At 75.4% G+C, this 13,098-nt stretch carries 13 protein-coding genes; 7 read left to right on the top strand and 6 right to left on the bottom strand.

All coding sequences use genetic code 11. From position 1 onward, the window contains the following. Positions 1-40: 40 nt before the first annotated feature. Positions 41-658 (bottom strand): TetR/AcrR family transcriptional regulator, encoded by a 618-nt coding sequence (locus IE106_RS14505; RefSeq protein ID WP_189533831.1) that lies wholly within the window; start codon positions 656-658, stop codon positions 41-43. A 103-nt stretch (positions 659-761) separates the two neighbouring features. Between IE106_RS14505 and IE106_RS14500 the strand changes: the two genes are divergently transcribed. Then, positions 762-1,820, top strand: a complete 1,059-nt coding sequence (locus IE106_RS14500; RefSeq protein WP_189533829.1) for an aldo/keto reductase — start codon at positions 762-764, stop codon at positions 1,818-1,820. A 139-nt stretch (positions 1,821-1,959) separates the two neighbouring features. Here IE106_RS14500 and IE106_RS14495 read toward each other — a convergent pair whose 3' ends face one another. Further along, entirely contained in the window at positions 1,960-2,907 is a 948-nt protein-coding gene (locus IE106_RS14495; protein ID WP_189533826.1) for a DUF389 domain-containing protein, read from the bottom strand. Between the two features lie 237 nt (positions 2,908-3,144). Between IE106_RS14495 and IE106_RS14490 the strand changes: the two genes are divergently transcribed. Continuing rightward, the gene (locus IE106_RS14490) at positions 3,145-3,402 is read left to right on the top strand and encodes an EF-hand domain-containing protein (RefSeq protein WP_189533824.1); all 258 of its coding nucleotides are present in this window, start codon (positions 3,145-3,147) and stop codon (positions 3,400-3,402) included. A 238-nt stretch (positions 3,403-3,640) separates the two neighbouring features. Beyond that, positions 3,641-4,930, top strand: a complete 1,290-nt coding sequence (locus tag IE106_RS14485; protein WP_189533822.1) for an MFS transporter — start codon at positions 3,641-3,643, stop codon at positions 4,928-4,930. Positions 4,931-5,629: 699 nt separating this feature from the next. Here the strand turns inward: IE106_RS14485 and IE106_RS14480 are convergent. Next, a complete protein-coding gene (locus IE106_RS14480) occupies positions 5,630-6,118 on the bottom strand; it encodes a hypothetical protein (protein WP_189533820.1) in 489 nt (162 codons plus the stop codon). Between the two features lie 199 nt (positions 6,119-6,317). Beyond that, on the bottom strand, positions 6,318-6,701 hold the full coding sequence (locus tag IE106_RS14475) for a hypothetical protein (protein ID WP_189533818.1): 384 nt from the start codon (positions 6,699-6,701) through the stop codon (positions 6,318-6,320). Positions 6,702-6,962: 261 nt separating this feature from the next. Here IE106_RS14475 and IE106_RS14470 point away from each other — a divergent pair, with 261 nt between their 5' ends. The 4 genes from IE106_RS14470 (at position 6,963) to IE106_RS14455 (ending at position 10,810) form a co-directional block, all read left to right on the top strand. Beyond that, positions 6,963-7,304 (top strand): tetratricopeptide repeat protein, encoded by a 342-nt coding sequence (locus IE106_RS14470; RefSeq protein WP_189533816.1) that lies wholly within the window; start codon positions 6,963-6,965, stop codon positions 7,302-7,304. Between the two features lie 429 nt (positions 7,305-7,733). Then, positions 7,734-8,324 (top strand): choice-of-anchor C family protein, encoded by a 591-nt coding sequence (locus tag IE106_RS14465; protein ID WP_189533814.1) that lies wholly within the window; start codon positions 7,734-7,736, stop codon positions 8,322-8,324. A gap of 390 nt (positions 8,325-8,714) precedes the next feature. Further along, positions 8,715-9,236 (top strand): hypothetical protein, encoded by a 522-nt coding sequence (locus tag IE106_RS14460; RefSeq protein ID WP_229840422.1) that lies wholly within the window; start codon positions 8,715-8,717, stop codon positions 9,234-9,236. Between the two features lie 86 nt (positions 9,237-9,322). Beyond that, positions 9,323-10,810 (top strand): trypsin-like serine protease, encoded by a 1,488-nt coding sequence (locus IE106_RS14455; protein ID WP_189533812.1) that lies wholly within the window; start codon positions 9,323-9,325, stop codon positions 10,808-10,810. 258 nt (positions 10,811-11,068) lie between these two features. On the opposite strand, the gene IE106_RS14450 is transcribed toward IE106_RS14455, so the two are convergent. Together IE106_RS14450 and IE106_RS14445 are read right to left on the bottom strand one after the other, a co-directional pair. Next, complete coding sequence (locus IE106_RS14450) at positions 11,069-12,253, bottom strand: GDSL-type esterase/lipase family protein (RefSeq protein WP_189533810.1); 1,185 nt, start codon at positions 12,251-12,253, stop codon at positions 11,069-11,071. A gap of 86 nt (positions 12,254-12,339) precedes the next feature. Further along, entirely contained in the window at positions 12,340-12,963 is a 624-nt protein-coding gene (locus IE106_RS14445; RefSeq protein WP_189533809.1) for a TetR/AcrR family transcriptional regulator, read from the bottom strand. Between the last annotated feature and the right edge of the window lie 135 nt (positions 12,964-13,098).

Below are 13,098 nucleotides of genomic sequence, written 5' to 3'. Positions count from 1 at the left end.
CGCCGCATCGTGCGCGACCGCCGTGGCCACGCCCCCGGCCCTACCGGTCCGGGAGGTACGCTCCCGCGCGCGCCGCGGCCGCGGCGGCCTCGGCGGCCCGGTCCGCGGCGGCCTCGTCGAGGGGCTCGCCGCTGGTCAGCAGGCGGTAGTAGAGGGGGGCCGAGACGGCCCGGACCACCTCGTGCGGGTCGGTGCCCGCGGGGACCTCGCCCCGGTCGACGGCCTGCCGCACGCACGGGGCCCACTCCCGGACGCGGACGTCGTAGAAGCGGTGCAGGGCCTCGGCCGTCTTCGCGTCGCAGACGGCGGCGGCGATCACCGCCTTGAACAGCGCCCCCTGCCGCGGGTCGGTCAGCGTCCGCCGTACCAGCCGGGCGTTGGCCTTGAGGTCGCCGAGCAGCGAACCGGTCTCGGTGCGGGGCAGTGACTGCTCGGCCATGTCCGCCAGCAGGTCGGCGACGAGGCTCGTCACCGTTCCCCAGCGGCGGTAGACGGTCGTCTTGCCCACGCCGGCGCGGCGGGCGACGTCGGCGAGGTCGAGGTGGGCGAAGCCCCGCTCCGCCAGGGCGTCCCCCGCCGCCTGCAGCACCGCCGCCCGTACGCGTGCCGTCCGCCCTCCCGGGCGCACGGTCCCCGGATCCGCACCGTCAAACCCCATAACGGGACTCCTGTTCCATTAGCTGGCCACGGCTGCTATGGTAGCGCTCATCCAAACGGGACCGTAGACCCATTAGTGGTTGGCGGGAGAGAGGGGACCAGCGATGGAGTACAGGCGACTGGGCGCGTCCGGACTCAAGGTCCCCGCACTGAGCTTCGGTGCGGGCACCTTCGGCGGCCGGGGGCCGCTCTTCGGGGCGTGGGGGAGCACCGACGCGCGGGAGGCACGGCGCCTGGTGGACATCTGCCTGGACGCCGGGCTCACGATGTTCGACACCGCCGACGTCTACTCCGACGGCGCGTCCGAGGAGGTGCTGGGCGAAGCGATCAGGGGCCGCAGGGACCGGGTGCTCCTGTCCACCAAGACCGGCCTCCCGACGGGCGACGGGCCGGACGACGCCGGCACCTCGCGGTCACGCCTGATCACCGCGTGCGAGAACGCCCTGCGCCGGCTGGGCACCGACCACATCGACCTGTTCCAGCTGCACGCCTTCGACGCCGGCACCCCCGTCGAGGAGGTCCTCTCCACCCTGGAGGACCTGGTGCGCGCGGGGAAGGTCCGCCACGTGGGCATCTCCAACTTCTCCGGCTGGCAGGCGATGAAGTCCCTGGCCGTCGCGGAGAAGTACGGCCGTCCGCGCTACGTCGCGCACCAGGTGTACTACTCGCTCGTCGGCCGCGACTACGAGTGGGAGCTGATGCCCCTGGGACTCGACCAGGGACTGGGGGCGCTCGTCTGGAGCCCCCTCGGCTGGGGGCGGCTGACGGGCAGGATCCGCCGCGGCGGGCCGCTGCCCGCCGGCAGCCGCCTGCACGACACGGCGGACTACGGCCCTCCGGTCGAGGACGAGCACCTCTACCGGGTGGTCGACGCCCTCGACGAGATCGCCCGGGAGACCGGCAGGACCGTGCCGCAGATCGCCATCAACTGGCTGCTGCAGCGCCCCACCGTGTCCTCGGTCATCATCGGCGCCCGCAACGAGGAGCAGCTCCGGCAGAACCTCGGCGCCGTCGGCTGGACGCTCGCGCCCGAGCACATGGCGAGGCTCGACGCCGCGAGCACCCGGACGGCCCCCTACCCGTACTTCCCCTACCACCGCCAGGAGGGCTTCGCCCGCCTCAACCCGCCGGTGGGCACGGCCGCCTTCCCTCCCGCCGGGTGAAGCGGTCCGCGTCCGCCGGCCGGGCGGCCGGAGCCGGCGGATCCGGCGGCGACCCGGCGGCTGGGCGGCCCGGCGTCCGGGCCCCCACGGCGCCGGGGGCCCGCCCGGCCGCCACCGGGCCCCACCGTACGGCGAGGGGCTACCGGCGGGGCGGGTGCGCCGGACGGCGGCGCCGCCCCGCCCAGAGGGCCTTCTGGACCAGCAGCGTCAGCGTGCCGGCGACGATGATGCCGAGCAGGTTCAGCAGCAACTGCTCGGTCGACCCCCGGGTCTGGCCGAACTCGCCGTACGACAGGGCGACCGCCGCGTTCGCCGCCGCCGGGACGGTCGTCACCGAGATCGCCACACCGACCAGCGCGCCCGACTTCGACGACGTCAACGACAGCGTCCCCGCCACGCCCGCCAGTACCGCGACGACGAAGGAGAACCAGTCCGGGGCGTAGATGAAGCCCGTGTTCGGCCGCTCACCACCCAGCTGCTCCATGGAGAACAACCCGACGGCGTCCATGAGGAGACTGAAAAGCACCGTGAACACCATGGCCGCGGCGAAACCGGCGAGGAGGGCCGCCAGTGACCGCCACGCCAGCCGCGGGGCGCGCCGCACCAGCGCCGTGCAGAACCCGGCGAGCGGGCCGAACTCCGGTCCGACCGCCATCGCGCCCACGATCAGGATCGCGTTGTCCAGCACCACGCCGCACGCGGCGATCATCGTGGCCAGCGACAGGAACGCGATGTAGGTGACGGAGAGCGTGGACTCCTCGTTCGTCGCGTCGGTCAGCTGCTCCCACAGCACCGCGTCCGCGGCCTCGCCCGGGGCCTCCCGCTCCGCCTCGTCGGCCCGCTTCGACAGGAGCAGGTCGACGTTCTCGACGGCGATCGCGCCGTCCTCGTCCAGGCCCCGCGCGCGCAGTTCGGCGATCAGCCCGTCACCGACCTCGCGCGCCACGTCGAACATGACCATGTCCCCCGCCGGGTTGCGGGCGGCGCCCGGCAGCACCGCGAGGTGCGTGCAGCCGACCGTCCCCTCCACGAGCCGTACGACGTCCTCGGTCCGGTCGGCCGGCACGATGACCCGCAGATGCAGCACAGCGTCTCCTCCCTGTCTCCCGGCGGCACCCGCCGCACCCGGCGGCAGGCGCCGCGCGCCACATCGTACGGACGGGAAAGGCGCGTTCCGGACCGGGCGGTACCGCCGCGCCGGGCCCGCACGGCCCGGCGTGCCCGCCGGCGGGCACGCCGCCGGGGAACCTCCGCGGGGCGGCACGCGTCTTCCCGCACGGGCGGGTGGGCCGGCCCGCCCACGGACGAGGGGGACGAGACCGACGTGAGCAGTGACAAGGCCCGGAAGCTGTTCGAGGCGCTCGACCTCGACAACGACGGGACGCTCACCCGCGAAGAGGTGATCACCGCCCTGCGGACGAAGGGGCCGACCCTGGCCGCCGCGGGAGACCTGCCGTTCTGGGGCCTGGGAGGCACCGAGGACTCCTCCGCGCTGTTCGACAGCGCGGACCAGAACGGGGACGCCGTACTGACCCTGGAGGAGTTCGCGGCGGTGGTCGACCGCCGCTTCGGATGGCGCTGACCTCCCACCGGACGACGCCGCGCCGCCGGACCGCACGAGCGGCCCGGCGGATCCCGTCCGCCCATGGCCCCGGACCCGCCCCCGCGGCCGGGGGGCCGACCGCCGCGAACCGCGGGCGCGGAGCGGGGGATCCGCCCGGCGCAGGCCACCCCGTAAGGAGCGCAATCGGTTTCGCCCCTATATTGCGGTCCATGCGACCACACCACGCCCCGCTCCCCCGCGCCCCGTGGACACCCCGGTGAGCGAGACCTCCGCGACCGGGACCGCGCACGGGGCCGGCGACCCGCCGGCCGCACCACGACGGCGCGTACTCGCCGACCTGACACCGCTGCGCACCAGCCCCGACTACCGGCGCCTGTGGGTGGGCGGCACCATCTCCTGGACCGGCCAGGGGATGACCACCCTCGCGATATCCCTCCACGTCTACGAACTGACGGGGTCCAGCTTCTCCGTGGGCCTCGTCGGCCTGTTCTCACTCGTCCCGCTCGTCGCGTTCGGCCTGTACGGGGGCGCCGTGGCGGACGCGGTCGACCGCCGGCTCCTCGGCCTGGTCAGCGCGACCGGGCTCGCCGCGCTCTCCGTGGTGCTGGCCGCCGGCACCGTCGCCGGGTTCCACCGGGTGTGGTTCCTCTACGCGGTGGTGTCCCTGCAGTCGGTCTGCGGGGCGGTCAGCTCGCCCGCGCGCACGGCGATGATCCCCCGCCTCCTCCCGAAGGATCAACTCCCCGCGGCCAACGCCCTGTCGTCGATGACCACGACCTCCGGAGCCCTCGTCGGGCCCATGCTGGGCGGACTCGTCGTCGGGGCGTGGGGGTACGAGGCCGCCTACCTGATCGACGCCGTCGCCTTCAGCGCCGCCCTGTACGCGATGTGGCGGCTGCCCGCGATGCCCCCGCAGCGCGGCGGGGACTCGAAGCGGCCGTCCGTCCTGGGCGGGCTGCGGTTCCTGGCCACCCGCCCGAACGTGCGCATGACCTTCTACACCGACTTCTGCGCGATGATCCTCGCCCACCCGCGGGCGCTGTTCCCGGCGTTGGCCGTGCTGTGGTACGGGGGCGACGCCCGGACGACCGGCCTGCTCGTCGCCGCGCCCGCCGTCGGGGCCCTCCTCGGCGGGGTCTTCTCCGGCTGGCTGGGCCGGATCCACCGCCACGGCCTGGCCATCGTCCTGGCCGTCGCCGCGTGGGGGGGCGCGATCGCCGTGTTCGGCCTGACCCGCCACCTCTGGCTGGGCCTGGTCCTCCTGGCCGTCGCCGGTTGCGCGGACACCATCTCCATGGTCTTCCGGACGACCGTGCTCCAGACGGCCGTCCCCGACGACATGCGCGGCCGCCTCCAGGGCGTCTTCATCGTCGTGGTCGCGGGCGGTCCCCGGGCCGGCGACTTCCTGGCCGGAACGGCCGGCGACCTCTTCTCACCGACCACCGCCGTGGTCGCGGGGGGCGTGGCGTGCGTGGTGGCCGTGGGCCTCCTCGCCGTCGCCCGGCCCGGTTTCCTCCGCTACGACGCCCGGGCCCCGCAGGCGTGACCCCGCGGGCCCCGCGCCGGGTCTTCCTCCCCGGCCGTCCGCCCGCCGCGACCGGGCCACGAGGGGAAGCGGCGCGGCCGGACGGCGCCCGACGAGGGGCCGGGCCCTCCGGGGCGGGTGCGCGTCCGTCCCGCGGTGAGGGGAGGGCGCGAACCGCGGTGCGGGCCGGCCCTCCCGTCCGTACGGGCACCGAGGCCGGCGGCGATCGGGGCCGCGCGCCGTCCGAACCGCGCCGGGCGGTCGTCCCGGGCCCCGGGAACGGCGGTCGCCGCGTCTTCCCGGATCCGGGGTGCATACCCCCGCCGATCGGGGGCACCAAGAGGAGGACCCGAGTTCGCGCGCCGACACCCCCCGACCGGCGCCGGGCACCCGGCCCCGCCACTCACCTGTCCCGGTGGCGGGGCCTTCCCCTTCTTCCACGGCCCCGGCGGGGACGGCCGACGGCACGGTACGACCGGGGGGCCGGGCCCGGCGCCGGCTCGGGTGGCGGGCCCCTCCGGACGCGACCCGGTGCCGGCCGCGCACGAGCGGAAGCGCGTACCGCCACGGCCTCCGGTGCCGCCGACGGTGCCCGCGGTGGGGATCCGTCCCCGGTCGCACGGGGGCGGCGGCCGTACGAGCGAAGAGGCCGGCTCGTCCCCCCGGCCGCAGACGCCCCGCCCCGGTGGCCGCCCGGGGCGGGGCGCGCGGCCGGCGGGGTCAGCCGTAGGCGCGGCGGCACAGACCGACGACGGAGCGGTCCACGGTGCCCCGCGCCGCCTGGCACAGGTCACGCATCCGGACGGTCTGCCGCGGTCCGGGCCGGGGCACCACGACCGGCGGCGTCCTCCCCGGGCCGCGGCGCTTCGGTTCTCCGGCCGCGGGGCGCCGCCCCGGCCCCGGTGGGTCGGCCCGACGGCCCTCCGTCCCGAGCCGCCGGGGCGCCGCTCCGGCCGGTACGTCGCTCCGGACACCGGCCGTACGGCGCGGGGTGGCCGCGGGCAGGACCGGGGCCCTGCCGCTCAGTTCCTCACGCGGGGCGGGCGGTGTCGGCGGCGGGCTCGCCGCCACCCGCACGGGCGGGCGGTCCCGGGCCGGCGACTCCCCCGGGACGGGCGGCGGGGCGGGCGGGCCGCCCCGCACGGACACGCACCCGGCCAGTGCGAGCGCGGCGGTCAGGACGACGGGGACGAGCCGGTGTGTTCGCATGCGGCCACGGTGCCCGCGCCGGAAGCCCCCCAGGGGCGGAACACCCCCTCGGCCACCGTGACGGGTGATGACGGCCACCGGTGGCTGACGGGCGGGCGGCGCCATCGAGCGGGGCTCCGCGGTCCTGCCCCGCTCGGTACCGCCGTCCTGCCCCGCCCGCGGTCGGCGCACCGGCGGTCGGCGCACCGGCCGGGTGCGGTCAGCAGTGGCGCAGGCCGTGCGCCGAGGGGTCGGCGTCGAAGGAGGAGGGCGTGTGGACCGCGGAGGCGGGGACGAAGCCCGAGGCGCCGTGGTCGTCGCCCGTGGTCTTGTACCAGGTGCGGTTGCCGCCCGCGTGCAGCGAGCCCGTGGTCCAGCAGTTGAACCAGCTGTACGTGGTGCGCAGGGTGTCGACCTGCCAGCTGTCCGTCCGGTCCGGGTAGCTGCGGATCGAGGTGGGGGCGTCGTTGTGGCACCACAGGAGGCCGTCGGACCGGACCCCGCATATCCGGATCACCGACGCCTCCGCCGTGGTGGGGACGACCACGGTGGCGAGCGCGGCGAGCGCGGCCGCGGCGGTGGAGGTGGCGAGAACTCGGCGCATGGACAACTACGACTCCCGTCGTGTGGTGATCGGCTTGTCGGTGGCGAGGACGCGGCCGGGCCGCCGCCGGTTCCGACGCCGTACGCGGAGGGGGCGCGGCTCCGGGGACGCGCTCTCCGCCGGGGACGCGGGGCGGCGGACGGCGGCGCGAGCGGCCGCGCGGGGCGGCCCCCGCGCCCCGGCGCGCCAGCGGAAATGGCGGAGCGCCGTCCCGTGTTGACGGCACAGGAACCCCGAGGCGGACCAGAGAGGGAGCGAGCGGTGAGCGACACGTACTACGAGTTCGGGACGGCCGCCGAGCGGTGGGACCGCGCTCGGTTGTTCTTCGAGGCCAAGGAGTACCGGACGGCCGCCGGCATCCTGCGCGGCCTGGTCGACGAGTACCCGCGGCAGACGGCCCAGCGGCTGCTGCTCGCCCGCGCCTACTACCACTCCGCCCAACTGAACCGCGCCGAGACCGAGTTGCGCGCCCTCCTGGACCACGACCCCGTGGAGCCCTACGCCCGGCTCATGCTCGGCCGCACCCTGGAGCGGCAGGGACGTGCCGAGGAGGCGGCGCCACATCTGCGGATGGCCGCCGCCATGGCGGGCGACCCGGTGTGAGCCGGCCGCTCGGCGTCCCCGGCGGGGAACCGGCCGGGGACGCCGAGCGGCCCCGGCCGTGCCCTCGGGGACCGGCGGCGGGACGCCCCGGGTCACGAGTGGGCGCGGCGTCGGCCGGGGCGAGGACGACCCCGTCGCTGCCGCACTCGCCGGTGGAGCCGATCCGGATCGGGCCGCGCGGCGTCGCGCCCGTGTGCGGTGCGGCCACCGGCGAGTCCCGCACGGTCCGCGCCGGACGCGCCCGGCGGCCCGCCGACGCGCCAGTGTTCGCGTCCGCCCACCGGCGTGCGCCCCAGCGCCCCGGCGCCCGCGCACCACGGCATCCGGTGGCCGCCTCCGCACGCCGGGACGCGGCCCTTCTCACTCCGGCCGTCCGGACAGGAGCCTTGCTCTGCTCCACCGGATCGTCGCCACTCTCAGGAGGTACTCATGGTGGGTTCGCGTTTCCTCGCCGCCGCCACGGCCTTAGCCGGGCTGCTCGCGACCGGAGCGGTCACGGCGCTGGCCTCTCCGGCCTCGGCCGCGAGCCGGTTCGACGACGGCAGCTTCGAATACCCGACCGCCCCGGCCGGCTCGTTCACGACGCTCTCCGCCGGCCAGTCCATCGGGCCGTGGAAGGTCACCGGCGGAGCGGTGGACCTCATCGGTGCCGGATTCTGGCAGGCCGCCGAAGGGGACCAGTCCGTCGACCTCAACGCCACGGTCCCCGGGACGGTGGCGCAGACCTTCACCACGACCCCGGGCAAGAAGTACACCGTCACCTACTCCCTGGCGGCGAACCCGGAGGGCGGGCCGGCCCTGAGGACGGGCCGGGTCCTGGTCGACGGGCAGAACTTCCAGGACTTCTCCTTCGACGCCACGGGCAAGACGCGCACCGCCATGGGCTACGTGACCCGGCAGGTGACGTTCGTCGCCAACGGGCCGACGACGACGCTCGGATTCGCCAGCACGGTGTCGGGTGCGTACGGCCCGGTCATCGACGACGTACGGGTCGACACGTGTTGCACGTGCTGCTGCTAGGAACGGTGGTCGACGGGACGCGCACGACCCGGTGACGACGTACCCGCGAGGACGCCCGAGGCCGTGGCGGTCGGATGCCCCGACCGCCACGGCCTCGTGAGCAGGCGCGGGGCGGCCCCCGGTGAGCGGACACGGCGTGTTCCCTTGCCGTTTCCCCTTCCTGCTTGCGCGGGGGGAACCGGACGGCAACAATGACCGACAGCCGGCCACGGGGGGACCGGCGCGTCGAAACCGGGGGGAGCCGGCGCACCACGTTTTCCGTCGTGCGCGATCCAGGGATTCCGACCCTCTTTCTCACGCTGCGCCCCTCCGAGGGCTTTCTCCGCATGCGCGAAATCCGGTAGGCGGTGACGGCATTCCTGTGACGTCGACTCTGAAAGACAGGACCCCATGAAGCTGTTGTCCCGTGCGTTCGCCACGGCCGTCGCCGCGGGAGCGGCCGCCGCACTCGTGTCCCTCACGGGCACCGTGGGCGCCACCGCCGCGGGTTCCGGCACCGCCGCCGCGCCCGCGCTGACGCAGGTCGCGGACGAGGCGCCCGGTTACGCCGTCGAGGACTTCGCCTACCCGGACGCGGACCGCATCCTCGCGGAACAGGGAATCGTCCTCAAGCGTGGGGACGGCCACATCACCCTCGCCGCGTGCGGCAGCGAAACCGGCCTGCTGGAGGTGTGGGCGCGCAGCAAGGACAAGGTCTGCTTCCGCGTCTCCGGGAACGGCGGCTACCTCAGCCTGGAAATCCCCTCCGTTTACGGAGTCAAGGGAAACGCGTACGCCACCGAGGTCACCATGACCGTGGAGGACGAGGAGAAGTCCTTCGACATCGCGAAGAACACCTGGACCCCGGTGGGGGAAAGCGCGGACCCGAACGGGCGTGACCACATGCTCGTCGAGATCAGGGCCACGCGATAACGCCGCGCACCGGTCCCCGGGGACCGGTCCCCTCCCTCCCCGTCGTTCCTGCCGGCCGGTCCGGCACCCGTTTCCCAAGGATGACCATGTCCCGTATCCGTCCTCCGCGCGCGGCGCGGCTCGGCGGTGCCCTGGCCGCCTGCGCCGCCCTCGGCGCCACGCTCCTCGCACCCGGTTCGGCCCAGGCCGTCGCGGGTCAGCCGGTCCCGCTCGGCACGTACGCGTTCACCGCCCGCCTCGTCGTCGGCGACCAGCCGGAGGCGCGGGCCTGCTCCGGTGTCCTGGTCGACCCGCGCTGGGTCCTGACGGCCAAGAGCTGCTTCGCCGCCGACCCCGCGCAGAGCATCGACGTCCCGACCGGCGCGCCCGCGCGCCGGACCACGGTCACCGTCGGCAAGACCGACCTGACCGCCGCCGGCGGGCACACGACCGCCGTCGTGGAGCTGGTTCCGCGCTCCGACCGCGACCTCGTCATGGCCCGTCTCGAACGGCCCGCCACCGGGGTCACCCCCGTGGCGCTGAGCGCGAACGCGCCCACGGCCGGCGAGGAGCTGACGGTCGCCGGGTTCGGCCGTACCCGGACGACCTGGGTCCCGGACAGGCTGCACTCCGCCGTGTTCACCGTCGGCGGCACGTCCGCGACCGAGTTCGAGGTCGCCCCCAGGACGCCGGCCGACGCCTCGCTCTGCCAGGGCGACGCCGGGGGCCCGGCGTTGCGCACCGGGAACGGCGCGCCCGCCCTGGTCGCCGTGACGAGCCGCTCCTGGCAGGGCGGCTGCCTGGGCAGCGCCGCCACGCGCACGGGCGCCTTCGAGTCCCGTACGGACGGACTCGCGTCCTGGGTGAAGGGCACCACGAACCGCTCCGTGCGGATGACGCCCGGTCAGAAGCTGCTGCCGGGGCAGATGCTCGCCGCCAACGACGTCAAGGTCCTCATGCAGACCGACGGCAACCTGGTGATGTACCACAACGCCGGCGGTGGCGCCCTGTGGGCCAGCGGGACGCACGGCAACCCCGGCGCGTACGCGGTGATGCAGACCGACGGCAACTTCGTCGTGTACGGCAAGGACGGCGGCCCCAGCACGGGCGGCGCGCTGTGGAGCACCCGGACCCACGGCAACGAGGGCGCGTCCCTCGCCCTGCAGAGCGACGGCAACCTCGTCCTGTACTCCCTCTCCCCGACCGGCGGAACCGGCTCGGCCCTGTGGAGCAGCACGACCTGGAAGCGTCCCGCCACGCTGAAGGCCGGGGACAGGCTGGGACCGGGCGCGTGGACCCACAGTGAGCGTGTCGTCCTGCTGATGGACATCCTGGGCCGCCTCTCCATCCGGGAGCGCGCCACGGGCAGGGAGCTGTGGGCCGTCGGGGACCTGAACCCGGGCGCCTACGCCCTCTTCCAGCCGGACGGCAACTTCGTGCTGTACGCGAAGGACGGCGGCCCGACCACGGGTGGGGCGCTGTGGAACACCGGCACCTTCGGCACCGGCTTCTCCCTGGTGCTGCGGGACGGCGGCGACCTCGTCGTATCCGGTGCGGACGGCAGGACGCAGTGGAGCAGCGGCACCGCGCTCTGACCTCCGGACCCGCCGGCGGGCGCGCCCGGCGTACGGGGCACGCGCCCCGTACGCCGGGCGCGCCCCGTACCGGGAACGGGGAGCGGTCGGCCGGGCCGGGCCTGGCCGGCGCCGTCTCCCGCGTACGGTCGGCGCGTGCCGCGGCTCTCACCCCGCCTCGCCGAGGCCGTCGCCGCGCTCCCCCTCGCACCGCATCCGCGGGCCCTGGGGATCGGGGCGCGAAGTGCCGCCGCACCGGGTGCGGGGCGGGGCCCGGTCTCAGGCGCCGCGGTGGGTGAAGGGCCCGCCGGCGGTGAAGGCCAGCCTCGCGAAGCGTTCACCGATGCGCCGGTGGGTGGCGGCGTCCGGGTGGAGCCCGTCGGGCAGCGGCAGTTCGGCGAAGTCCGCCTCGCCGTAGAGGTCGCGGCCGTCGAGGTGGTGCAGGTGCGGGTCGCGGGTCGCCCGCTGCCCCACGATGCGGGCCAGCTCGTCCCGGATGACACGCAGGGTCAGTTTCCCGCTCGCGCGTTCCGCCGGGTCGCCCATGGCGCGGAACCGCAGCCGCCCGGTGCCGAGGTCGCCGAGGTCCGCGGCGCTGGGGCCGGGCGTGTCCTCGTGGAGGGGGCACAGGAGGGGCGAGACGACCAGCAGCGGTGTGGTCGGGTGGCCTTCGCGGATGGTGTCGAGGAAGCCGTGGACCGCGGGGGTGAAGGCGCGCAGGCGCATCACGTCGGTGTTGACCAGGTTGATGCCGATCTTGACGCTGATCAGGTCGGCGGGCGTGTCGCGGAGCACGCGGGCGGTGAACGGGTCGAGCAGGGCGCTGCCGCTCAGGCCCAGGTTGACCAGTTCCACGCCTCCGAGGGAGGCGGCGAGCGCGGGCCAGGTGGTGGTGGGGCTCGCGGCGTCGGAGCCGTGGCTGATGGAGCTTCCGTGGTGCAGCCACACCCTGCGGCCGTCGTCCGGTGCGGGTTCCACGGGGGCGTCGGTGCGCAGGGCGACGAGTTCGGTGGTCTCGTCGTGCGGCAACCAGATCTCGACGTTCTTCACGCCGTCGGGCAGGCCGGTGAAGCGGAGGGTGCCGGGCTGTCCGGGCCGGTGGTCGACGGTCCGGGTGGCCATGTCGATGGTCAGGGTGTTGCCGCCCGTCACGCTGCCCCGGCCGGCCGGGCGGCCGTCGACGAGCAGGTCGTACACGCCGTCCGGGCGGGGCGGGGCGCCCACGTAGACCCGTTTGGTGGGCAGCGCGTCCAGTTCGACGGTGGTGGCCCGGGTACGGAAGACCAGGCGCACCCCGGAGGGCTGGGACTCGGCCATGGCCAGCTGGCCGTCGGCGCATTGGGCGCGGGCCCAGGCGGGCAGGCGGTGCGGCAGCACGCCGTGCTCGGTGCGTTCCACTTCCAGGGCGCCGCGCAGGAGGTCCGCGGTGACGGGCGTGGTGATCCGGAAGTCCTTCGTGTGCACGGTCCCCACCGGTGAATCGACGTGTGTGGTGCGTTCGGCTTCGCCGCTGCGCGGCCGGCGCGGCGTCCGGCCGGGGCGGGCCCCGGTCACTCGGCCGGTCCCGGGCGTTCGGCCGGTCCCGGGCGTTCGGCCGGTCCCGGGCGCTCGGCGGGCCAGTTCCGCAGCAGCGCGTCGAGGGCGTCGAGGATCCTCGTCCAGGTCTCCTGCGAGTCGGGGGCGCTGTGGCTGAACCCTCCCGCCGCCTCCAGGCTGACGTAGCCGTGGAAGACGCTGCCCAGCAGCCTGACCGCATGCGTCCGGTCGGGCTCCGCCAGGTCGTAGCCGCGCAGGACCGCCCGCGCCATCCCCGCGTGCCTGCCGCCCGCGCCGGCGGCGGCCGTCGCCGGGTCGAGCCGCAGCCGGGCGGCGTCGTAGCGGCCGGGGTGCTCCCGGGCGTAGTCGCGGTAGACGTTCGCCAGGGCGGCCAGGGCGTCCTTGCCGGCCCGCCCGGCCAGCGCCGCCGCGCCCCGGTCGGCGAGTTCCCCGAGGGCGAGCAGGGCGATCCTGGTCTTGAGGTCGTGGGAGCTCTTCACGTGCGAGTACAGGCTCGCGACCTTGACGTCGAACCGCCTGGCGACCGCCGAGACGGTCACCTGGTCGAAGCCGACCTCGTCGGCCAGTTCCGCGCCCGCCCGAGCCAGGCGTTCCGCGGTCAGTCCCGCGCGGACCATCCTCTTCCTCTCCCCGTCCCCCGCCGAACCCCTCGCCGAGCAGGGAATTGCCTAATGCCTTTAGGTAACCTACCACTTCTCTTAGGCAAGGTCCTCCGGCGCCGGGGACGGGCGTGGTCCGGCCCGGGAGCGTGC

This window comes from Streptomyces roseolilacinus (assembly GCF_014649335.1).
GTDB classification, from domain to species: domain Bacteria; phylum Actinomycetota; class Actinomycetes; order Streptomycetales; family Streptomycetaceae; genus Streptomyces; species Streptomyces roseolilacinus.
The sequence above is the reverse complement of the archived record's forward strand: the minus strand, read 5'-3'. Positions and strand labels throughout refer to the sequence as shown.